This is a genomic window from Anaeromyxobacter sp. Fw109-5, from assembly GCF_000017505.1.
Classification (GTDB): Bacteria; Myxococcota; Myxococcia; order Myxococcales; family Anaeromyxobacteraceae; genus Anaeromyxobacter.
In genome coordinates this window covers 566,286-587,292 of record NC_009675.1, presented here as the reverse complement: position 1 = coordinate 587,292, position 21,007 = coordinate 566,286, and the positions used below count along the sequence as shown (strand labels likewise).

19 protein-coding genes and 1 pseudogene are annotated in these 21,007 nt (G+C 73.4%); 16 read left to right on the top strand and 4 right to left on the bottom strand.

All coding sequences use genetic code 11. The features are described 5' to 3' along the window. Positions 1–64 precede the first annotated feature (64 nt). The 10 genes from ANAE109_RS02650 (at position 65) to ANAE109_RS02605 (ending at position 9,099) form a co-directional block, all read left to right on the top strand. Positions 65–634, top strand: a complete 570-nt coding sequence (locus ANAE109_RS02650) for a Sua5/YciO/YrdC/YwlC family protein (RefSeq protein ID WP_011984839.1) — start codon at positions 65–67, stop codon at positions 632–634. A gap of 50 nt (positions 635–684) precedes the next feature. Continuing rightward, positions 685–3,030: a carbamoyltransferase HypF gene (hypF, locus tag ANAE109_RS02645; protein WP_011984838.1), complete on the top strand. Its 2,346-nt coding sequence runs from the start codon at positions 685–687 to the stop codon at positions 3,028–3,030. A gap of 20 nt (positions 3,031–3,050) precedes the next feature. Next, the gene (locus ANAE109_RS02640; protein ID WP_011984837.1) at positions 3,051–3,338 is read left to right on the top strand and encodes a HypC/HybG/HupF family hydrogenase formation chaperone; all 288 of its coding nucleotides are present in this window, start codon (positions 3,051–3,053) and stop codon (positions 3,336–3,338) included. A 55-nt stretch (positions 3,339–3,393) separates the two neighbouring features. Next, positions 3,394–4,533 carry a hydrogenase formation protein HypD gene (gene hypD, locus ANAE109_RS02635; RefSeq protein ID WP_011984836.1) on the top strand — a complete coding sequence of 380 codons (1,140 nt, stop codon included), beginning with the start codon at positions 3,394–3,396 and terminating at the stop codon, positions 4,531–4,533. Continuing rightward, positions 4,534–5,556 carry a hydrogenase expression/formation protein HypE gene (gene hypE / locus ANAE109_RS02630; RefSeq protein ID WP_011984835.1) on the top strand — a complete coding sequence of 341 codons (1,023 nt, stop codon included), beginning with the start codon at positions 4,534–4,536 and terminating at the stop codon, positions 5,554–5,556. A gap of 6 nt (positions 5,557–5,562) precedes the next feature. Continuing rightward, positions 5,563–5,907 carry a hydrogenase maturation nickel metallochaperone HypA gene (locus ANAE109_RS02625; protein ID WP_011984834.1) on the top strand — a complete coding sequence of 115 codons (345 nt, stop codon included), beginning with the start codon at positions 5,563–5,565 and terminating at the stop codon, positions 5,905–5,907. Continuing rightward, on the top strand, positions 5,907–6,722 hold the full coding sequence (gene hypB / locus ANAE109_RS02620; RefSeq protein ID WP_011984833.1) for a hydrogenase nickel incorporation protein HypB: 816 nt from the start codon (positions 5,907–5,909) through the stop codon (positions 6,720–6,722). The genes ANAE109_RS02625 and hypB overlap by 1 nt, the downstream gene beginning before the upstream one ends. Before the next feature lie 844 nt (positions 6,723–7,566). Beyond that, positions 7,567–7,911: a helix-turn-helix transcriptional regulator gene (locus ANAE109_RS02615; RefSeq protein ID WP_041448078.1), complete on the top strand. Its 345-nt coding sequence runs from the start codon at positions 7,567–7,569 to the stop codon at positions 7,909–7,911. Continuing rightward, positions 7,908–8,387 (top strand): SRPBCC family protein, encoded by a 480-nt coding sequence (locus ANAE109_RS02610; protein WP_011984831.1) that lies wholly within the window; start codon positions 7,908–7,910, stop codon positions 8,385–8,387. The genes ANAE109_RS02615 and ANAE109_RS02610 overlap by 4 nt, the downstream gene beginning before the upstream one ends. A gap of 28 nt (positions 8,388–8,415) precedes the next feature. Continuing rightward, complete coding sequence (locus tag ANAE109_RS02605) at positions 8,416–9,099, top strand: dihydrofolate reductase family protein (RefSeq protein ID WP_011984830.1); 684 nt, start codon at positions 8,416–8,418, stop codon at positions 9,097–9,099. Between the two features lie 209 nt (positions 9,100–9,308). On the opposite strand, the gene ANAE109_RS02600 is transcribed toward ANAE109_RS02605, so the two are convergent. The 4 genes from ANAE109_RS02600 to ANAE109_RS02585 all read right to left on the bottom strand — a co-directional run bounded on the left by ANAE109_RS02600 (position 9,309) and on the right by ANAE109_RS02585 (position 13,168). Continuing rightward, positions 9,309–10,484, bottom strand: coding sequence for a lactate racemase domain-containing protein (locus ANAE109_RS02600; protein WP_041448077.1), 1,176 nt, complete (start codon positions 10,482–10,484; stop codon positions 9,309–9,311). A 200-nt stretch (positions 10,485–10,684) separates the two neighbouring features. Further along, positions 10,685–11,431: a 1-acyl-sn-glycerol-3-phosphate acyltransferase gene (locus ANAE109_RS02595; protein WP_041448758.1), complete on the bottom strand. Its 747-nt coding sequence runs from the start codon at positions 11,429–11,431 to the stop codon at positions 10,685–10,687. A 23-nt stretch (positions 11,432–11,454) separates the two neighbouring features. Beyond that, positions 11,455–12,900 carry an amidase gene (locus tag ANAE109_RS02590; protein ID WP_011984827.1) on the bottom strand — a complete coding sequence of 482 codons (1,446 nt, stop codon included), beginning with the start codon at positions 12,898–12,900 and terminating at the stop codon, positions 11,455–11,457. A gap of 1 nt (position 12,901) precedes the next feature. Next, positions 12,902–13,168 (bottom strand): hypothetical protein, encoded by a 267-nt coding sequence (locus ANAE109_RS02585; RefSeq protein ID WP_041448076.1) that lies wholly within the window; start codon positions 13,166–13,168, stop codon positions 12,902–12,904. 71 nt (positions 13,169–13,239) lie between these two features. On the opposite strand from ANAE109_RS02585, the gene ANAE109_RS02580 reads away from it, so the two are divergent. The 6 genes and pseudogenes from ANAE109_RS02580 to ANAE109_RS26095 all read left to right on the top strand — a co-directional run bounded on the left by ANAE109_RS02580 (position 13,240) and on the right by ANAE109_RS26095 (position 20,991). Continuing rightward, positions 13,240–14,592: a sigma-54-dependent Fis family transcriptional regulator gene (locus tag ANAE109_RS02580; protein WP_234945227.1), complete on the top strand. Its 1,353-nt coding sequence runs from the start codon at positions 13,240–13,242 to the stop codon at positions 14,590–14,592. 31 nt (positions 14,593–14,623) lie between these two features. After that, complete coding sequence (locus tag ANAE109_RS02575; protein WP_011984825.1) at positions 14,624–15,565, top strand: Fpg/Nei family DNA glycosylase; 942 nt, start codon at positions 14,624–14,626, stop codon at positions 15,563–15,565. Beyond that, the gene (locus ANAE109_RS02570; protein ID WP_011984824.1) at positions 15,562–16,053 is read left to right on the top strand and encodes a C-GCAxxG-C-C family protein; all 492 of its coding nucleotides are present in this window, start codon (positions 15,562–15,564) and stop codon (positions 16,051–16,053) included. The genes ANAE109_RS02575 and ANAE109_RS02570 overlap by 4 nt, the downstream gene beginning before the upstream one ends. A gap of 543 nt (positions 16,054–16,596) precedes the next feature. Then, positions 16,597–18,423: a DUF4091 domain-containing protein gene (locus tag ANAE109_RS02565; protein WP_011984823.1), complete on the top strand. Its 1,827-nt coding sequence runs from the start codon at positions 16,597–16,599 to the stop codon at positions 18,421–18,423. 312 nt (positions 18,424–18,735) lie between these two features. Continuing rightward, positions 18,736–19,989, top strand: a pseudogene (locus ANAE109_RS26100) (malic enzyme-like NAD(P)-binding protein); the annotation flags it as partial. Next, on the top strand, positions 19,987–20,991 hold the full coding sequence (locus tag ANAE109_RS26095) for a phosphate acyltransferase (protein WP_369730627.1): 1,005 nt from the start codon (positions 19,987–19,989) through the stop codon (positions 20,989–20,991). The pseudogene ANAE109_RS26100 and the gene ANAE109_RS26095, both read left to right, overlap by 3 nt. Positions 20,992–21,007 lie beyond the last annotated feature (16 nt).

Below are 21,007 nucleotides of genomic sequence, written 5' to 3'. Positions count from 1 at the left end.
ACCTGAACGGCGACGCACTCGCGGATCACCTGTACCACGATGCAGATTCGGGTCGGCCACCACCATGGCCTCGTTCGTCATGTGCGAGGCCTGCGCGCGCGAGTACGCCGACCCCTGTGACCGCCGCTTCCACGCGCAGCCGAACGCCTGCCCCGCCTGCGGGCCGCGCGTGAGGGTCGTCGCGCGGGACGGCGCGCCGGTCGAGGCGGCCGATCCCATCGGCCACGTCGGCCGGGCGCTCGCCGCGGGCGCGATCGCGGCGGTGAAGGGGATCGGCGGGTTCCATCTCGCCTGCGACGGGACCTCCAGCGCGGCGGTGGTGACGCTGCGGGCGCGCAAGCGGCGCGAGGAGAAGCCGCTCGCGGTGATGGTGCGCGACCTCGACGAGGCGCGCCGGGTCGCGGAGGTCGGCGAGGCGGAGGCGGCTTTGCTCACCTCGGTGGAGCGTCCCATCGTGCTCAATCCAATCGCCCGACCGAGAGTTCCGCGCCTCGTCCGCGGGTCCGCGGCGCGACCGCCAGGTGTCCCCCCGGTCCCCTCACCCGCGCTCCGCGCCACCGGGTCCTTCCCTCCGATAAAAGGGCGGTTTTCGCCCGCGGTGCCTTGCGGCGGCGCGGCCGTACGGCGTAAATAGACCGTTCCGGTCGGGAGGCCCGGCGACGTCGCCCGACCGGCCTGGCAGCCATGACACGCGCGGCGCGAGCGAGCGACGGAGCCCCTCCGGTCGAGGGGCGCAGGGTCCGGGTCACCGGGACCGTGCAGGGCGTCGGCTTCCGTCCGTTCGTCTACCGGCTCTCGCACGCGCACGGCCTCTCCGGCCGTGTCTGGAACGACGCCTCCGGCGTGACCATCGAGGCGTTCGGGTCCGCCGGCGCGCTCGACCGCTTCGAACGCGCGCTGCGCACCGACCATCCGCCGGCGGCCGTCGTCGAGACGCTCCGGAGCGAGCCCATCGCGGGCGAGCCGAGCGTCGGCTTCGAGATCGTGGAGAGCGGGGCCTCGTCGGAGCGGCGCGCGGCCATCCCGCCGGACCTCGCCACCTGCCCCGCCTGCGAGCGCGAGCTGCGCGACCCGCACGACCGGCGCCACGGCTATCCGTTCACGAACTGCACCGACTGCGGCCCGCGCTTCACCATCGCGCACGGCGCGCCGTACGATCGGCCCGCCACCACCATGGCGTCGTTCGTCATGTGCGAGGCCTGCGCGCGCGAGTACGCGGATCCGCTCGACCGACGCTTCCACGCCCAGCCGAACGCCTGCCCGGCCTGCGGGCCGCGCGTGCGGGTGGTCGCGCGCGACGGTGCGCCGGTCGAGGCGGCGGATCCCATCGGCCACGTCGGCCGCGCGCTCGCCGCGGGCGCGATCGCCGCGGTGAAGGGGATCGGCGGGTTCCACCTCGCCTGCGACGCGACCTCGAGCGCGGCGGTGGCGACGCTGCGCGCCCGCAAGCGGCGCGAGGAGAAGCCGCTCGCGGTGATGGTGCGCGATCTGGACGAGGCGCGGCGCCTGGCCGAGATCGGCGAGGCGGAGGCGGCGCTGCTCGCCTCGGTCGAGCGGCCCATCGTGCTCTGCCGCCGGCGGCCGGAGGCGCGGTTCGACGGGCTCACCGTGAGCGGAAGCCTCGCCCCGGAGGTCGCCCCGGACAGCCCGCTCGTGGGGCTGCTCCTCCCCTACGCGCCGCTGCACCACCTGCTGCTCGGCGCCGCCGCGCGGCCGCTCGTGATGACGAGCGGCAACCTCTCGGAGGAGCCCATCGCCTTCGAGGACGACGAGGCGCTTCGGCGGCTCGGCGGGATCGCCGACCTGTTCCTCGTGCACGACCGACCCATCGCCTCGCGGTGCGACGACTCGGTCGCGCGGACCGTGGCCGGCCGGCCGCTGGTGATGCGCCGCTCGCGCGGCTACGTCCCGCGCCCGGTGATCGTCCACCGCCGCTTCGCCCGCCCGGTGCTGGGCGTGGGCGCGCAGCTCAAGAACACGTTCTGCCTGGCCCGCGGCGACGAGGCGGTGCTCGGGCCGCACGTCGGCGATCTCGACAACCTCGAGACCTACGCCGCCTACGAGGGGGCCATCGCGCGGCTGGAGGGGTTCCTCGCGCTGCGGCCGGAGGTCGTGGCCTGCGATCTCCACCCGCTCTACCTCTCCACCCGCTACGCGCGCGAGCGCGCCGCCGCGCTGGGGGTCCCGCTCGTCGAGGTGCAGCACCACCACGCCCACGCCGCCGCGGCGATGGCCGAGCACGGCCTCGACGGGCCGGTGCTCGCGCTCGCCTGGGACGGCACGGGCCTCGGCACCGACGGCGCTGCCTGGGGCGGCGAGCTCCTCCTCGTCGAGCGCGATCGCTTCGAGCGGCTCGCGACGTTCCGGCCGCTCCCGCTCGCCGGAGGGGATCGCGCCATCCGCGAGCCGTGGCGAATCGCGCTCGCGGCCGTGCTCGACGCCTTCGGCGAGGACGCGCCGCTCGAGGCGCTGCCGCTCTTCCGCGCCGTGCCGCCCGCGGAGCTGGCGGTGGTGCGCCGCCTCCTCGCGACCGGCCTCAACGCGCCGCCCGCGCACGGCGCCGGTCGCGCCTTCGACGCCGCTGGGGCGCTCGCGCTCGGCCGCGGCGTGTCCCGCTACGAGGGGCAGGTCGCGCTCGCCCTCGACAACGCGGCCACCGGCGCCGCGGAGGCGCCCTACCCGTTCGACCTCGACACCTCCCGGCCCGTCACGGAGCTGGATCTCCGCCCGCTGTGGCGCGCGCTCGTCGCGGACGTGATCGCGGGCGCCCCGCCCGCCGCGGTGTCCTCGCGCTTCCACGCCGCGCTCGCGCGCGCCGGCGCGGAGCTCGTCCGGCGCGCCAGCCGGACGACCGGGCGGCTGCCCATCGTGCTCACCGGCGGCTGCTTCCAGAACGCGCGGCTCGCCGAGGGAATCCTCGGGGAGCTCTCCTTGTCTTTTGAGGTATATCCACACGGCCAGGTGCCCCCCGGCGACGGCGGGATAGCGCTCGGCCAGGCGCTCGTCGCGGACGCGCGGGCGCACCCGTAGCCGGAAGGAAGCGCAAGCCCATGTGCCTCGGTGTCCCAGGGAAGGTCGTCGCGATCGACGGCATGAGCGCCACGGTGGACTTCTTCGGCGTGAAGAAGGAGCTGCGGCTCGACATCGTCGACGAGCCGGTCTCGGTCGGAGACTACGTGCTGAACCACGTCGGCTTCGCCATCCGCCGCATCCCGCCGGACGAGGTGCAGGAGACGCTCGCGCTCTTCGACCAGATCCTCGACGTCACCGGCGCGAAGGCGGACCTCATGGCCGAGGACGTGCGCGGCGAAATCGCGGCCGCGAAGCACAAGGCGTGACGAGGCGCCGGCGTCCGGCGGGCGTTCGGCCCGCGGGAGGCGGCGCGGAGACGGCATGGCAGGCAAGGATCTCTTCCAGGAGCTGAAGTTCCGGGACCCGGTGCGCGCGCGCGCCCTCGCGGAGGCCATCGCCCGAGAGGTCGACGCCATCGGCCGGACGGTGCCGGTGATGCACGTCTGCGGCAGCCACGAGCAGGCGATCGCGCGCTTCGGGCTGCGCGCGGTGTTGCCGCCCGGCCTCGAGCTCATCATGGGCCCGGGCTGTCCGGTGTGCGTGACCGACGGCCCCGAGGTGGACGAGGCCGTCGCGCTCGCCCTCCAGGGCGCGCGCGTCTGCACCTACGGCGACATGCTGCGCCTCCCCGGCACGGCGCGGTCGCTCGCCGATGCCCAGGCGGACGGCGCGAAGGTCGAGGTCGTCTACTCCGTCTCGCAGGCGGTCGAGCTCGCCCAGAAGCACCCGGAGGACGAGGTGGTCTTCCTGGGCTCGGGCTTCGAGACCACCGCGGTGGCCACCGCGGCCGTGGCGCTCGCGAGCCCGCCGAAGAACTTCTCCATCCTCTCGGTGCACAAGTACGTGCCCGCGGCGATGAACGTCGTCGCCGAGAGCCCGCAGACGAACATCGAGGGCTACATCGCGGCGGGGCACGCCGCCATCATCACGGGCTGGGGGATCTTCGAGCCGTTCGCCGCCCGCACCGGCAAGCCGGTGGTGGTGGCCGGCTTCGAGCCGCTCGACATCCTCGCCGCCATCCTCCAGCTCGTGGAGCTCATGCGGCAGGGGAAGGCGGAGGTCGCGAACGTCTACCCGCGCTGCGTGACCAAGGAGGGGAACCTCCCCGCCCAGCGCAGCCTGTGGAAGGTGTTCCGTCCCGTGACCGGCACGTGGCGCGGCATCGCCGAGGTCCGCGACGGGAACCTGGACCTCAGGCCCGAGTACGCGCACCTCGACGCGCGCAAGCGCTTCCGGATCGACACGGCGCCCGTGCGCGACGAGGACGCCGAGGAAGCGGCGAAGGGCTGCATCTGCGGCTCGATCATGCTCGGCCTCGCGAACCCGGGCGACTGCGCGCTCTTCGGGAAGACCTGCGTCCCGGAGTCGCCGGTGGGCGCTTGCATGGTGTCGTCGGAGGGGCAGTGCCGCATCTGGCACACCTACGGCGGCGTCCCGGATCTCAGGAAGGTCGGAACCTAGATGGACAAGCCCGTCGCCAAGATCGGCCTCAAGCACGGCTCGGGCGGGCGCGCCATGCGCCAGCTCATCGAGGACGTGTTCCTCACCCTCGCCTCCCCGGTGGACGGCATCGGCCTCTCGGCGCTCGACGACGGCGCGGCCATCCGCGTCGGCGACCGCTGGCTCGTCGTCACCACCGACTCGCACGTCGTCCACCCCATCTTCTTCCCGGGCGGCGACATCGGGCGGCTCAGCGTCTCCGGGACGGTGAACGACCTCGCCATGATGGGCGCCACCGAGCCGCTCGGGCTCACCTGCGCCGTGGTCCTCGAGGACGGCTTCCCGCGCGCGGACCTGGAGCGCGTGGTGGCGTCCATGCGGGAGACGGCGCGCGAGGCGAACGCGCCCATCGTCACCGGCGACACCAAGGTGATGGGCAAGGACGAGGTGGACGGCATCGTCCTCAACACCACCGGCGTGGCACTCGCCGAGCGCGTCGTGTCCGACGCCGGCCTGCGCGCCGGCGACCTCCTCATCGTCACCGGCACCATCGGCGACCACGGCATGGCCATCATGTCGCGCCGCCACGACCTCCGGCTCGAGGGCGACCTGCGCTCCGACGTGGCGCCGCTCAACGGCCTCGTCCGCGAGGCGCTCCGCGCCGGCGGCGAGGACGTGGTCGCCATGAAGGACCCCACCCGCGGCGGCGTGGCGGGCGTGCTGCACGAGATGGCGGCGAAGGGGAAGGTCGGGATCGTGATCGACGAGACCGCCCTCCCCGTGCGCGACGAGGTGCGCGCCGCCGGCGAGATGATCGGCATCGACCCGCTCCTCGTCGCGAACGAGGGCAAGGCGGTGATCGCGGTGCGTGCGCGCGCGGCCGACAAGGTCCTCGCCGCGCTGCGCGCCCACCCGCTCGGCGCCTCCGCGACCGTGATCGCCACCGCCATCGCAGAGCGGCCCGGGGCCGTGATCCTCGACACCGGGTTCGGCAAGCGGATGCTGGCGGAGCCCGAGGGCGAGCTCCTGCCGCGGATCTGCTAGGCGCCCATGCACGAGTACTCGCTCATCGAGGCGCTGGTCACGCGCGTGGAGGCGGAGGCCCGCAAGCGCAACGCGCTCGCGGTGCACAAGCTCTCGGTCCGCGTGGGCGAGCTCTCGGGGGTGGACCCCGAGCTCTTCCAGACCGCCTACGAGACCTTCCGCGCCGGCACGATCTGCGCGGACGCCCCGCTCACCCTCACCCGCGTCGCGGCGAGCTGGTCCTGCCCGCGCTGCAAGACGCCCATCGCGCGCGGCGCGATCCTGCGCTGCCCCGCGTGCGACGCGCCCGGCAAGCTCGACGACGGCTCCGACGCGCTGACCCTCGACGGCATCGAGATGGAGGTACCCTGATGTGCACGACCTGCGGCTGCGGTGACACCGAGCTCGTCCCGGTGGAGCTGCACGAGAAGATCCTGGCCGGCAACGATCGCGCCGCGCGCCACAACCGCGAGCACTTCCTCGAGGCGGGCGTCCTCGCCCTGAACCTCATGGGCTCGCCGGGCGCCGGCAAGACCGCGGTGCTCGAGGCGACGGCGAAGGCCGCCGCCGCCAAGGGCTGGAAGCTCGGCGCCGTCTCCGCGGATCTCGCGACCGACAACGACGCGCGACGGCTCCAGAAGGCGGGCATCCCGTCGAAGGCCATCACCACCGGTCAGGCCTGCCACCTCGACGCCGAGCTGGTCCACCGCTCGCTGCACGACTTCCCCTGGCGCGGCACCGACGTGTTCTTCATCGAGAACGTCGGGAACCTCGTCTGCCCGGCCATCTACGACCTCGGCCAGGCCGCGAACGTGGTGGTGCTCTCGGTCACCGAGGGCGAGGACAAGCCCCTCAAGTACCCAGTGATGTTCCACGCCGCCGACCTCGTGCTGCTCACGAAGTGCGATCTCGTCCCGCACCTCGACGTCGAGCTCGCGAAGGTCCACGACGCGCTCGCGCGCGTGATGCCGCGGCCGCACGTCATCGAGGTCTCCGCCCGCACCGGTCAGGGCATGGACGCGTGGGTGCGGTGGGTGGAGGAGCTGCGCAACGGGTTCGGGCTCCGCGAGGTGAAGGCGCACTCGCACTCGCACGATCATGCCCACGCGCACGAGCACGCCCATCACCACGGCCACGGCCACGAGCACGCGGCCGCGGACGGTCGGCCGGGGAAGCACGGCAGGTAACCGACTGGTCACCGGCCCCGTTCGACGGCACCTTCGCAGCGGGTACACCGTCCGTTACTTGAATGGGCGGACGTTGTGGCCGGCCTCGATCCGATCGGGGTCCGCTCGCACTGAGCCTGTCGAAGTGCGGCGGAACTCCCGCAACGCTCGTCTCAGCCTCGGTGAGTCTGGCACCGCGCGCGACACGGATCCCCGCAGCGGGTACACCGTCCGTTACTTGAATGGGCGGACGTTTCGGAGGCCAACCCTCCCGATCCCGACCTGACCGGATCCGCTCGCACTGAGCCTGTCGAGGTGCGGGCCGGGACTCCCGCGGGATCTTGTTAGGCGGCACCGTGGCGCGCCGCCTGGGCGGCGGGGCCTCACGTCCTCGGCGGCCAACGATGGACGGGGTTCACTTACTTTCTTCGGTTCCGTGCGCCAGCCCCCGCGGCAACGCGGGGCCGCGTGGTTGCGGGGTTGCGCCCCGCAGCGCTTCCTCGGCGGCCAAGCCGCGTTGCATGCGGTCCGAGGATCGGGCGGTACCGACCGCGTCCAGTTGGCCGCCTGCGGGCGCGAGGCCCCGCCACGGTAACGGCGGCGCGCTGTGGACGGGGAGACTGGGTTACGGGTCCGGTTCACTGGCGTGGCTCGACCTTCACCGTCGGTCTCGCCGTTCCTCAGCACGGGCACGCCAGCGCGGCCCGATCGAGCGAACCGTCACTTGTGCAGCGGCTCGTCGTTGGAGCGCGCCCCCGGAGACGAGCAGCACCGTCGCCGGGGACGAAGCGCACCGGCGGCAGGCTACGGCCAGGATGGGGCCCCTGGTTGACGCATGCCGATATGGGTATATGTTTCTCCGGGCATGGCTCGAGCCGCCACCACCACCGACGCCTGGAACGCCGTGGCCGAGCCGCAGCGCCGCCGCATCCTCACGCTGCTCCGCGGCGGCGAGCAGCCGGTGACCGAGTTGGCCAGGGCGCTGCGCATGGACCAGCCCCGCGCCTCCAAGCACCTGCGGGTGCTGCGCGAGGTGGGGCTGGTGCGGGTGCGCGAGCAGGGGCGCCAACGGCTCTACGCCCTCGACGCGCGCGGCCTGCGCCCCATCCACGAGTGGGTGGGCGGCTTCGAGCGCTTCTGGAACGAGAGCTTCGCCCGGCTCGACGCCTTCGTGCAGGAGCTCGCCGAGCAGGAGGAGAGGAAGCGATGAGCACGGTGCGCTCCCTGGAGCCGGAGTCGGAGCGGGAGATGGTGATCACGCGGCTGGTGCAGGCGCCGCGGCGGCTCGTGTGGCAGGCCTTCACCAGCGCCGAGAACCTGGGCAGGTGGTGGGGGCCCGAAGGCTTCCGCACCACCACGAGCGAGTTCGAGCTCCGGCCCGGCGGTCGCTGGGTCCACGTGATGCACGGGCCCGACGGCACCGACTACCCCAACCAGCTCACCTGGCGCGAGGTCGTCCCGCCGGAGCGGCTGACGTATCTCCACGCCGGCGACGACGGCCACACCTTCGAGAGCCGCATCGTCCTCGAGGAGCGGGGCGGCGCCACGCTGGTGACGATGCGGGCGCTCTTTCCCACGCGGGCGGAGCGCGACCTGGTGGTGGAGCGCTACCGCGCCGACGAGGGCGGCGAGCAGACGCTGGGGCGGCTCGCGGCGCTGTGCGAGGCGCAGGTGGGGCAGACCTAGTCGTCTGGGGCAGAGAGGAGCTGCGCGCATGTCGAGGCTCAGGATCAACTCATTCGCAATCTCCATCGACGGCTACGGCGCCGGTCCCGGCCAGAGCCTCGACCATCCGATGGGCGTGGGAGGGATGGCGCTGCACCAGTGGGTCCTCGGCACGAAGACGTTCCAGAGGATGCACGCCGACTTCGCCGGATCGCTCATCGGCGACGAGGTCGCCAGAGAAGACGTCGATGACGCGTTCGCCGCCCGCGGCTTCGAGAACGTCGGCGCCTGGATCCTGGGCCGCAACATGTTCGGGCCGGTGCGGGGCCCCTGGCCCGACGACGGCTGGAAGGGATGGTGGGGCTCCAACCCGCCCTACCACGTGCCGGTCTTCGTGCTCACCCACCACGCTCGCGCGCCCATCGAAATGGAGGGCGGAACGACGTTCCACTTCGTGACCGACGGCATCCACGCCGCCCTGGAGCGCGCGCGCGAGGCGGCTCGGGGCAAGGACGTCCGGCTCGGCGGTGGCGTGGCCACCATCCGGCAGTACCTCACCGCAGGGCTGATCGACGAGCTCCACCTCGCCATCTCGCCCGTGCTCCTGGGCAGGGGCGAGCACCTCCTCGCCGGCATCGACACGGTGAGCCTCGGCTACACGTGCACGGAGCACGCCTCCACCGACCTCGCCACCCACGTCGTCCTGACGAGGTCACCTCGAAACCCACGGTGACCCGAGAGCTGAGTCGGTGGCCGAGGCGTGACGAGCGTGAACTCCCCCGGTCCCGCTCGCCCTGAGCCTGTCGAAGGGCGAGCGGTCCCGATCCGCGACCGTGGCGGCCCCGACCTCGAGCCCGCTCGTGGTTCGACAGGCTCACCACGAGCGGTCGAGAGAAGCCGCTCGTCCCAACTGTCGAAGCGCGAGCGATGCGAAGACGCCGATCAGCCCGCCCGCGGCACCAGATCCCCCGCGTCGGGCAGCACGAGCACGCTCGGATCCGACTTCGCCACGAGCGCGCGGGCGCGCGCAATCGCGCTCGCGAGGTCAGGCGCGTAGGTCGCGTACGTCCCGCGCACCGTCGCCTCGTCCATGCCGGAGACGAGCAGCACCGTCGCGCCGGCGGGCAGGTAGCGGCGCACGCCCAGCTCGAAGATCCCCTCGTTCACCACCTTGAGCGGCCCGGTGCCCTCGGGGCACTCGGCGGCCACGATCACCACGCCGCCCTCGCGGAGCAGCAGGCCCGCGGGCGGGATGAGCTTCGACGCCTGGTAGAGCGAGCCGGACACCGGCAGCGGCGCCGAGACGACCACGATGTCCGCGGGCGCCGCCTCGACCTCGCACCACGGGCGCGCGAGCCGCACCGCCTCGCGATGCGCGTAGACGACGTCGCCCGCGACGGCGCCCAGGATGGTGGCGCCCGCCTCGACGACGTTCACGAGGTAGGTGTCGCGCCCGATCCTGCGGACGGCCTCCTCGATGTCCTCGCGGCACGGGTTCCCGTCGGCGCGGCCGAGCGCCGAGGCGGGATCGGCCTTCAGCTTGTGGTTCTGGCGGATGTCGACGTCGTGTCCCAGCCCCGGGAAGATCCCCTTCGCGCCGCCGCCCCAGCCGGCGAAATAGTGCGGCTTCACCTTGCCGGTCGACACGACGAGGTCCGCCTCGGCGACGCAGCGGTTCACGCGGATGCGCGTGCCGCGGCTCGTCCGCCCCATCTCCACCATCGAGGCGTCGTCGCGCGCGTCGTGGTTCACCACGCGGTGGCGCCGCAGCACCTCCTCGGGCAGGCCGAGCCGCTCGAGCGGCTTCGGACCGTGCGTCCCGTTCGCGACGGCGACGGTGAGGTGGTCGTCGGGCACGGCCGCGAGCGCACGGCGGACCGCGGAGAACAGCTCGGACCGCGGCTCGTCTCGCGACGAGTCGCTCACGATCACGACGACCCGCGTCCGTGCCGTGGCCACGGAGGCGAGCGGGCGGGCGCCCACCGGGTGGGCGAGGGCGGCGTCGAGCGCCGCGGCGAGCTCGGCCACCGGCGGGGCGACGGGCGGGAGGAGCACGCGGGCGCCGGGTACATCCGGCAGCGGGAGCGGACGGGCGCCGTAGCCGAGGAGGATGGTCACCCGAGCATTGTACGACTCTGGCGGCCGGTCATCCCGAGCGTAGCGTCTCCGCGCCAGCGGAGACGCGAAGTCGAGGGCCCGCACCGCGACCCGCTCGTGGTTCGACAGGCTCACCCTGAGCGGGCTGGGATGCCCCGCGTTCAGCCTGCCGCGCTACAGATCCGCTCACCCTGAGCCTGTCGAAGGGTGAGCGGCCGCGCCTACCCCGCCCGCTGCTCCCCGTTCCCCACGTCCGACGCCGGCAGCGCGGCCGCGATGCGGCGGCGCACCTCCTCCTTCAGGCGACCGGTGTCCTCGATGGTCAGGCCCGCCGTCGGGACCGGCTCGAGGATCCGCGCGTAGGCGCGGCACGGCCGCACCCACGGGCTCCCCTTCGGCATCCCCTGAGCGGCGCCGTGCACCGCGACCGGGAGGACGGGCACGCCCGCCTCGATGGCGAGCCGGAACGCTCCCGACTTGAAGGGCAGGAGCTTCGCGCTCACGCTCCGCGTTCCCTCCGGGAAGATCATCACGTTCATGCCGCGCTCGAGGTAGCGGCGCGCCTTCGCGAGCGCGGCGCCGCCGCTCTCCGAGTCGCCGCGGCGGACCGGGATGTCCCCGGAGATGCGGAAGATCCAGCCGACCCACGGCACCTTGAAGAGCGACTCCTTCGCGACCCACTTCATCTCGCGGGGGAGCTTCGACAGCATCAGGATGTCGAGCAGCGACTGGTGGTTCGCGACCACCACGTAGGCCTGCCGCCCGGCCGGCCAGCGCCCCTCCACCCGGAGCCGCCAGGGGGGGAAGGTCCTCGTGACCGCGACCGCCGCCAGCCGGGAGAACCGGCCAACCACGGCGCGATTCCGGTCGAAGGGGAACGTGAGGGCGAAGAGGAGCAGCTGCAGCGGCAGCGCGAGCAGGATGACGAGGCCGGTGAGGAAGTAGCCGATCGCGGCGATGACGGGCACGGTCGAATGGTCCGGAGCGAAGGTCACCGTGGGGTCACGGCGGCCATGGGTACTGCGGGTGGGGAGAGGTCGGGGCGCGCGAGGTGGTGCTCCGTCCTGGCCTGGAAGAGCGCGGCGACCGAGAGGAGCCGCCCCTCCTCGAGGGGAGGCCCCACCAGCTGCATCGACAGCGGAAGCCCACCCGAGAACCCCATCGGCACCGCCACCGCCGGCAGGCCCGCCACGTTCCCCGCGGCGCCCAGCGGGTCGGGGGACGCGAACAGCGCGTCGAAGTTCTCGTCCACCCGCGGCGGCGTGAACGGGAGGTTCGGCGCGAGCACGAGGTCATGGCGCGTGAAGAAGCCGGCGAGCGCCCGCTGGACCTCGCCGCGCACGCGCATGGCCCTCACGTAATCGGCGGCGTTCGCCTTCGGCAGGTAGTCCTCCGGCCGCTTCGCGCGGTGGGAGGCGTCGGCGAGCTCGCGCGTCCGGCCCGAGCGGATGAGCTCCTCGCAGGCGGTCGCGACCTCCGCCTCGATGAAGAGGTTCGCGAGCGGCTCGTAGGGGAGCTCCGGGAGCGCGGCCGGCTCGAGGAGCCCGCCCGCCTCGCGGAGCACCTCCTCCGCCCGGGCGAACGCCTCGCGCGCACCGGGGGCGGGCTCGGGCTTCTCCGGGAAGCCGAGGACCGCGACGCGCAACCCGCGCGCCACCTGCGGACGGACCCGCGCCAGCCCGGGGGGCGGCGAGATCGCGCTCGGGTCGCGCGCGTCGGGCCCGGCGATCGCGTCGAGCACGAGCGCGCAGTCGCGAGCGCTGCGCGCCATGGGCCCGAGCTTGTCCATCGTGTACGAGAGCGCCATCGCGCCGTGCCGCGGCACCACGCCGTACGTGGGGCGGAGCCCGGTGACGCCGCAGAAGGCCGACGGACAGGTGATGGACCCCCACGTCTCCGAGCCGATGGCGAACGCCACGAGCCCGGCCGCGACCGCGGAGCCCGCGCCCGAGGAGGAGCCGCCCGACCAGCGCGCGAGGTCCCACGGCGTCCGGCATGGCCCGTTCAGCGCGGCCGCGCCGGTGTGGTAGCCGAGTCCGCCGGCGAGCTCGACCATCGAGAGCTTCCCGAGCAGCACCGCGCCCGCCTGGGCGAGGCGGGTGACGATCGCCGCGTCGCGGGTCGGCACCCGGTCCGCGTAGGGCGCGGCGCCGAAGGTGGTGCGGATCCCCGCGGTGTCGACCAGGTCCTTGAGCCCGAACGGCACCCCGTGCAGCGGCCCCCGCCAGCGCCCCGCGGCGAGCTCCGTCTCGGCGGCGCGGGCCTCGGCGAGCGCCCGCTCGGGCGTCACCGTGACGAAGCAGCCGAGCCGACCCGCGTGCGCGTCGATCCGGGCGAGGAACGCCTCGGTGAGCTCCACGGGGGACAGCTCGCGCGCCCGGAGCCGCTGCGAGAGCGCGTCCACCCCGGAGAACAGCACGTCCTCGGAGAGGGCCACCCTAGGCCCCCGGGCGCGCCGGGTGGGCGCGGAAGACGAAGGCGGGCTCGGCGTCGAGCGCGAGCTTGAACGAGCGGAGCGGCTCGAGCGGATCGCTCGCCCCCGGGGCTGAGGTGGCCCCGGGCGGCCCCGCCGGGCTCGAGCCGGTCGGTGCCGGCGCCGAGGCTCGCGCCCCGGCGCAACCGGCGGCGAGGGCCGGAGCAAGCGCCATCAGGCGCAGGAACTCGCGGCGAGGTGTCGCAGGGAGGGCATGGCGGGGGTCGTCCATGCCGCGTTCCTAGCACAGCGAGCCCGCGCTCGCCGTCGCGACGGACGGGACCGATGGTAGGATTGCCGCGCTTGCCCGAGCATTCGCCGTCCCTCTTCCCCGACGTGGACACCGTGGAGAGCCTGCGCCGCGTCGCGGACGCGCTCCCGGAGGGGGTCTTCGTCACCGATCGGGACGGGAAGGTGACGTTCTGGAACCGCGGCGCGGAGCGGATCACCGGCTGGTCGCGGGACGAGGCGATCGGCCAGCGCTGCTCGCTGCTCGCCGGGGATTACGTGAACGGGTGCACCTGCGGCGCCGGCCCGCTCTACTGCGGGATCGCGGAGCGCTCGCGCACCGCCCGGCGCTGCACGCTCCGCACGAGGGACGGTCGTCCGCAGGTCATCGTCAAGAACGCGATCGCGCTCTACGCGGCGGACGGAACGCCGGTGGGCACGCTCGAGACCTTCACCGACGTGGACCCCGGGCCCGAGCTGGCGTGCGCGCTCGGCGGGGCCGTCGCCGCGACCGCGCCGGGTGACCTGTGCGGCCTCGTCGGCCGGCACCCGGCCATGGTCGAGCTGTATCGCATGATCCGGCTCGTCGCCCGCTCGAGCGCGACCGTGATGATCACCGGCGAGAGCGGGACCGGGAAGGATCGCATCGCCGAGGCGATCCACTCGCTCGGCGAACGCGCGGCGGGCCCGCTGATCCGCTACTCGTGCGCGGCGCTCGATCCCGGCGCCGCCGAAGGCGAGCTGTTCGGGACCTCCGATGGCCGGCGCGGCCGGATCGCGAGCGCGGAGCGCGGGACGCTGCTCCTCGACGAGGTGTCCGGCGCACCCCCCGCGCTCCAGACGAAGCTCCTCCGCCTGGTCGAGGACCGCACGTTCACGGCCCGCGACGCGGCTCCGATCCCCGCCGACGTCCGCATCCTCTGCACCACCCAGCGCGATCTGCGCCACCTCGTCCAGGAGGGGCGCTTCCGCGCCGATCTGTACTTCCGCCTGGCCGCGTTCCCCCTCCACGTCCCCGCCCTGCGGGAGCGGATCGACGACGTGCCGCTGCTCGCGGAACGGTTCCTCGCGGAGCAGCGAGCGGCGGGGCATGCCGTGGGCACGCTGTCGCCGCAGACACTCCGCGTGCTCCGCGCGTATCCGTGGCCGGGCAACGTCCGCGAGCTCCGCAACACGATCGAGTACGCGGCGCTGGTCGCCGGCGCGGGCGAGATCGCGCCGGAGCACCTCCCCCGCGACGTCCTCGAGTCCCGCGCCGCCCCTGGCACGCCGTGCGATCCCGACGTGGACGCCCGGCGCGCGCTCGTCGAGGCGCTGGAGCGCACCGGCTGGAACCGGACCCGCGCCGCCGAGCTGCTCGGCGTGTCGCGCGTCACGCTCTGGAAGCGCATGCGTCGCCTCGGCGTCGCCGACCCGGGCGAGCGCTGACGGGGCGCCGCCCGGCGGGCAGGATCGGCTCGTGCCAGAGCTCCCGGACATCGAGGTCTACGTCGAGGCCATCGCCGCCCGCGTCCGGGCGCGGCCGCTCCTGCGCGTGCGGCTCGGGAGCCCGTTCGTGCTCCGCTCGGTGGACCCGCCGCTCGGCGAGGCCGCCGGGAAGCGCGTCGAGGACGTCCGGCGCGTGGGCAAGCGGATCGTCCTCGCCCTCGAGGGCGACCTCTTCCTCGCGCTGCACCTGATGATCGCGGGCCGCCTCCACTGGCGCGAGGCCGGCGCGAAGCTGCCCGGCCGCGTGGGCCTCGCGGCGCTCGACTTCGAGGACGGCACGCTCGTGCTCACCGAGGCGGGCACGAAGCGGCGCGCCGCGATCCACCTCGTCCGCGGCGCCGCGGCGCTCGCCGCCCTCGACCGCGGCGGGATCGAGCCGCTCGACGCGGACCTCGCCGCGTTCCGGGCCGCGCTCACCCGCGAGAACCACACCCTCAAGCGCGCCCTCACAGATCCCTCCCTGCTGTCCGGCATCGGCAACGCCTACTCGGACGAGATCCTGCACCGGGCCCGGCTCTCCCCCGTCAAGCTCACCTCGCGCCTGACCGACGAGGAGCTGGCGCGGCTCCACGCGGCGACCCGCGCGGTGCTCACGGAGTGGACGGACCGGCTCCGGCGCGAGGCGGCGGGCGGCTTCCCCGAGGGCGTCACCGCCTTCCGCGAGGAGATGGCGGTCCACGGCAGGCACCGCCAGCCGTGCCCCGTGTGCGGCACGGCGGTGCAGCGGATCGTGCGCGCCGAGAACGAGGTCAACTACTGCCCGCGCTGCCAGACCGAGGGGCAGATCCTGTCGGACCGATCGCTGGCGCGGCTCCTCAAGGAGGACTGGCCGCGGACCATCGAGGAGCTCGAGCGCAACCCGGCGCTGGGCGCGCCACGCCCCCCGCCGGCGCCGCGGAGGAGGTCGCGTTGACGAGGGACGAGAAGGTGCGAGCGCTGCGCGAGAAGGCGCGCGTGCTGTACGAGGGCAAGGAGGTCGCCCACCGGAGCTGCGGCGTCGCGCTCGCGGAGACGTTCGGCCGGGATCCCAGGCCGTACCTCACGCTGCGCCGCGGCGGGCTCACCGGCGAGGGGCTCTGCGGCGCCGTGCTCGCGGGGCAGCTCGTGCTGGGAGAGCTGCTCGGCGGCGACGACTTCACCGCCCCCGCCCCGCCCGCCCTCCGGGAGGCCCTCGAGCGCTACCGGGCCGCCGTCGCCGCGCGCCTCCGCACCGGCGGCGCCGAGTCCCTCGTCTGCAACGCGCTCGTCGGGCGCTTCCCGATCTTCCAGTCCGAGGAGCGGGCGGCGTTCTGCACGGACATCGCCGCCACCGTGGCCGAGATCGTGGCCGAGATCGCGGTGGACCTCGGCGCGGAGGTGGAGGTCACGGCGATGCGTCCCTCGACCCCGCTCCGCGGCTGACCCCGCGTCGCTACGCTCGGGATGAGCGGCCTCCCGTGTTCCGCGAGGAGCTGACCGCTCGTTTCGACACCCCCGCCCGTTCCGAGCGTCGCTCCGTCGCGTGACCGACGGAGCGAGGTCGAGGGACGACCGCGATCGCGACCTCGCCGACCGCGACCGCGACCTCGACCTCGACCTCGACCTCGACCTCGACCTCGACCTCGACCTCGACCTCGACCTCGACCTCGACCGCGACCGCGACCGCGACCGCCGTGTGCGACCTCGACCTCGGCCGCCGACGGCTGGCCTCGAAGCATCCTGCCCCGGCCGGCGTAGGCCGTCGGCGGGACCTTGCCGGGCGGCCTCTCCCCGCTCTCCCACTGAACTCGCCCTCGCCTCCGCGCCGGGACCCCGGACGGGAATATCGGCCGCACGTCCTCACGTTCGGTTCGCATTGGATCGCTCGCTCACTCGGCCGGTGCGCAAGCGGCTCCATGGTGCCTCCAGGCACGCACACCGAGGCGGGCGCCGTCCCCGGGCCTGCCGCAACGATGAGGCGAGCACTTGCCCGAGCCCACGCAGCCTTTCCCCCGGTTCGTCCCCCTGCTCCTGGCCGCCGCCCTCGTCGCGCCTCTCCGCGCGGGCGCGGCGCAGGTCTGGACGGCGCTGGCGACCGAGAAGATCCGCCCGGCCACGGCGGCGCGCGCCGAGGCGAGCGCGCGCATCGCGGCGGCACGGAACGAGTTCGAGGCGTTCCAGATCGTCGTCACGGGCGCGGCGTCCGACGTGCGCGCGACGGCGAGCGAGCTCTCCGGCCCCGCCACGTTCGGCGGCGTGCGGCTCTACCGGGAGTCGATCATCCACCTGCAGAACGCCTCGTCGCTCGACGGAGCGACGGGGCCCTGGCCCGACGCGCTGGTCCCCGAGGTGGACGAGCTCTCGAACGAGCGGCGAAACGCCTTCCCGTTCGCCGTGCCCTCCGGCGAGAGCCGGGCGATCTGGGTGGAGGTGTTCGTGCCGCCCGAGGCGCCGGCCGGCGAGTACACGGGCGCGGTCAGCGTGACCTGGCAGGGCGGGTCCGCGACCGTGCCGGTGACGCTCACGGTCTGGCCCTTCACCCTCCCCTCGACCGCGTCGCTGAAGAGCGCCTTCGGCTTCACGTACGGCGCGATCCCGGGCGGCCACGGCGTGGGCGCCGCGGACGCGTTCGCGGCCCTCCGCGAGCGCTACGGCCGGCTCGCGCTCGACCACCGCATCACGCTCTCGCACGTCGACGACGGCAGCGCCGCGATCGATCACGCCGCGTCCCTCTACGGGCCGGCGATGGACGGCGCGGCGCCGACCGCGCTGCGCGGCGCGCGCATGACCAGCTACGAGCTCCTGTACGACGCGAAGAGCTGGTCGACGTACTTCGACGGGGAGGGCTGGCTGGACCGGCTCTTCCAGTACACCTGCGACGAGCCCCCGCTCACCTGCGCCTGGTCGGACATCCCGGCGCGCGCCGCCACCGCGCGCGCGGCGAACGTCCGGACCCTGGTGACGACCTCGATCCAGGAGGCGGACGCGCAGGGCGTGACCGGCTCGATCGACGTCATCGTCCCGGTGATCAACTACCTCGACGACAGGGAGGGGACCTACGCGGGCAACCAGCGCGCGAAGTACGACGCCTTCCTGGCGGGCTCGCCCCGCCGCGAGCTCTGGGCCTACCAGAGCTGCATGAGCCACGGGTGTGGCGGGACGGTGAACTTCGGCTCGCCGTCCTGGTCGGATCGCTACTTCACCGGCTGGCCGAGCTACATGATCGACGCGTCCGCGGTCCGGAACCGCGCGATGGAGTGGCTCTCCTTCCGGTACCGGGTCACGGGCGAGCTCTACTGGGAGACGGCGTACGCGTACAGCCACGACGCCTGGACGAACCAGTGGGACTTCAACGGGAACGGGGACGGGACGCTGTTCTACCCGGGCACGCCCGCGAAGATCGGCGGGACGACGCACGTCCCGGTCGCCTCCATCCGCCTCAAGATGATCCGCGAGGGCATGGAGGACTACGAGTACCTGAAGCTCCTCTCCGACGCGGGCGACGAGGCCTTCGCGCGGGAGGTGGCGGACGCGCTCTTCCCGAACCCCTACTCCACCGAGGTGGCGCCGGCGACGCTGATGGCCGCGCGGGAGAAGCTCGCCAGGCGGATCGTCGAGCTCGGCGCGACCGCGCCCGCGCCCGACGGCGAGCCGCTGCCGCTCCCGCCACCGCCCGCGGGCGACGACGGAACGGCCGGGTCCGGAGACGGCCTCGGGGTCGTGCGCGCCGGATGCGCGTCGGGCAGCGGCGCCGGGGCGCTCGCGCTCGCCGGGCTCGCCGCCGCGCTCCGGCTCCGCCGGCGACGCGCGTAGCCGGCGACGCGCGCGTAGCCGCCGACGCACCCCGATCGTCCCAGCGGCCGGGGCGGCGCGACGGTCGCTCGCCGGGCGGACACCGCGACGGGCGAGCCGCAGCGCGTCGTCCTCGCCACGCCGCGTCAAATATCGAGCGATGGAGTGGGGTTGCGGTCCGACACGCGGGTCGTCTCCTTGACACTGCTGGGCCATTCGCGCTGTCTTCCCGGACCACCCTTACGCACCCAGCGAAGGAAGGATTGAATGGCCACGGACTTCACCCCGCCGAAGAACCCGCCGTCGTCGCCCGTCCCGAACCCGAAGAAGAAGATCCGCCGGGAGGACGCGCTCGCGTACCACTCGTCCGGGCGCAAGGGGAAGATCGAGGTCGTCGCGACCAAGCCCATGGCGACCGCGCGCGACCTGGCGCTCGCCTACAGCCCCGGCGTCGCCGAGCCGTGCCTCGAGATCGAGAAGGACCAGGACCTCTCGTACCTCTACACCGCCCGCGGGAACCTCGTGGCCGTCATCTCCAACGGCACCGCCGTGCTCGGCCTCGGGGACATCGGCGCCGCGGCCGGCAAGCCGGTGATGGAGGGCAAGGGCGTCCTCTTCAAGCGCTTCGCCGACATCGACGTGTTCGACATCGAGGTCGACGAGAAGAACGTCGACGCCTTCTGCAAGGTGGTGAAGGCGCTCGAGCCGACCTTCGGCGGCGTGAACCTCGAGGACATCAAGGCGCCGGAGTGCTTCGTCATCGAGGAGCGGCTCAAGCGCGAGATGCAGATCCCGGTGTTCCACGACGACCAGCACGGGACCGCCATCATCTCCGGCGCCGCGCTGCTCAACGCGCTGGAGATCGCGGGCAAGGACATCGCCAAGGTGAAGGTGGTCGTGTCCGGCGCGGGCGCGTCGGCCATCGCCTGCACCAAGTTCTACCTCTCGCTCGGCGTGCGGCGCGAGAACGTGGTGATGGTGGACACGAAGGGCGTCATCTACCGCGGGCGCACCGAGGGCATGAACGAGTGGAAGACGGAGTTCGCCGTCGACACCAAGGCGCGGACGCTCGCCGACGCCATGAAGGGCGCGGACGTCCTCCTCGGCTGCTCGGCGAAGGGCATGGTGGATCAGGACATGGTCCGCTCGATGGCGAAGGACGCCATCGTCTTCGCGCTCGCCAACCCGGATCCCGAGATCAGCTACCCCGAGGCGAAGGAGGCGCGCCTCGACGTCATCATGGCGACCGGGCGCTCCGACTACCCGAACCAGGTGAACAACGTCCTCGGGTTCCCGTACATCTTCCGCGGCGCGCTCGACGTCCGCGCGAAGGCGATCACCGAGGAGATGAAGATGGCGGCCGCCCGCGCCCTCGCCGCGCTGGCCAAGGAGGACGTGCCGGACTCCGTCTCGCGCGCCTACGGCGGTGAGAAGTTCCGCTTCGGCCGCGAGTACATCATCCCGAAGCCGCTCGACCCGCGCGTGCTGCTCTGGGTCGCCCCCGCGGTCGCGAAGGCCGCCATGGACGGCGGCGTCGCGCGGCAGCAGATCGATCTCGGGGAGTACCGCGACCGGCTCCGCAAGATGCAGAGCCGCGCCAACCAGGTGATGGGCTCCATCATCTCCAAGGCGAAGAAGAAGCTCACCCGCATCGTCTTCCCCGAGGGCCACCACCCCAAGATCCAGCAGGCCGCCGAGATCCTGCGCGAGGAGGCGATCTGCGAGCCGGTGCTCCTCGGCCCGGTGGAGGACATCCAGCGCTCCATCCAGGAGCAGCGGCTCGACGACCTCGACGGGGTCACCATCATCGATCCGATGACGAGCGACGCGTTCAGCCGGTACGTCGCCCGCTACTGGGAGCTGCGCCGGCGCCGCGGCGTCACCTTCGAGGAGGCGCAGCGCCGCATGCGCATGCGCAACTACTTCGCCGCGATCATGCTCGAGCAGGGCGCGGTGGACGGCCTCGTGACCGGCCTCACCTCCGGCTACGCCGCGTCGGTCCGGCCGTCGCTCGAGGTGGTGCGCACGCGGCCCGGCCAGCGCGCGGCGGGCGTCTACATCGTGGTCACCAAGAACGACTTCAAGTTCTTCGCGGACTGCACGGTGAACGTGGATCCGAGCTCGGAGGAGCTCGCCGAGATCGCCCTCACCACCTGCGACCTCGCCCGCTACTTCGACGTGGTGCCGCGCGTCGCGATGCTGTCGTACTCGACGTTCGGCTCGGCCGAGGGCCCCAGCCCGCGCAAGATGGCCATCGCGAAGGACCTCGTGCGCCAGCACCACCCGGAGCTCGAGGTGGACGGCGAGATCCAGGTGGACATCGCGACGAACACCGAGGTGCGCGTCCCGGAGTTCCCCTTCTCGACGCTCAAGGACAACGCGAACGTCTTCGTGTTCCCGAACCTCGACGCGGCGAACATCGCCTACCAGATGCTCGCGAACGTCGGCGGCGCCGAGGTCATCGGTCCGGTGCTCATCGGCATGCAGAAGCCGGTGAACGTGCTGCAGATGGGCTGCTCGGTCCAGTCCATCGTGAACCTCGCCGCGATCACCGCGCTCCGCGCGCAGGGCGACAAGTTCCTGTTCTAGTCCGGCCGCATCATCG

Excerpts from the sequence above, each read along its gene's own strand:
- ANAE109_RS02650 (WP_011984839.1), top strand. The coding sequence starts at position 65 with ATGGCCTCGTTCGTCATGTGCGAGGCCTGCGCGCGCGAGTACGCCGAC.
- hypF (WP_011984838.1), top strand. The coding sequence starts at position 685 with ATGACACGCGCGGCGCGAGCGAGCGACGGAGCCCCTCCGGTCGAGGGG.
- ANAE109_RS02640 (WP_011984837.1), top strand. The coding sequence starts at position 3,051 with ATGTGCCTCGGTGTCCCAGGGAAGGTCGTCGCGATCGACGGCATGAGC.
- hypD (WP_011984836.1), top strand. The coding sequence starts at position 3,394 with ATGGCAGGCAAGGATCTCTTCCAGGAGCTGAAGTTCCGGGACCCGGTG.
- hypE (WP_011984835.1), top strand. The coding sequence starts at position 4,534 with ATGGACAAGCCCGTCGCCAAGATCGGCCTCAAGCACGGCTCGGGCGGG.
- ANAE109_RS02625 (WP_011984834.1), top strand. The coding sequence starts at position 5,563 with ATGCACGAGTACTCGCTCATCGAGGCGCTGGTCACGCGCGTGGAGGCG.
- hypB (WP_011984833.1), top strand. The coding sequence starts at position 5,907 with ATGTGCACGACCTGCGGCTGCGGTGACACCGAGCTCGTCCCGGTGGAG.
- ANAE109_RS02615 (WP_041448078.1), top strand. The coding sequence starts at position 7,567 with ATGGCTCGAGCCGCCACCACCACCGACGCCTGGAACGCCGTGGCCGAG.
- ANAE109_RS02610 (WP_011984831.1), top strand. The coding sequence starts at position 7,908 with ATGAGCACGGTGCGCTCCCTGGAGCCGGAGTCGGAGCGGGAGATGGTG.
- ANAE109_RS02605 (WP_011984830.1), top strand. The coding sequence starts at position 8,416 with ATGTCGAGGCTCAGGATCAACTCATTCGCAATCTCCATCGACGGCTAC.
- ANAE109_RS02585 (WP_041448076.1), bottom strand. The coding sequence starts at position 13,168 with ATGGACGACCCCCGCCATGCCCTCCCTGCGACACCTCGCCGCGAGTTC.
- ANAE109_RS26095 (WP_369730627.1), top strand. The coding sequence starts at position 19,987 with ATGCAGAGCCGCGCCAACCAGGTGATGGGCTCCATCATCTCCAAGGCG.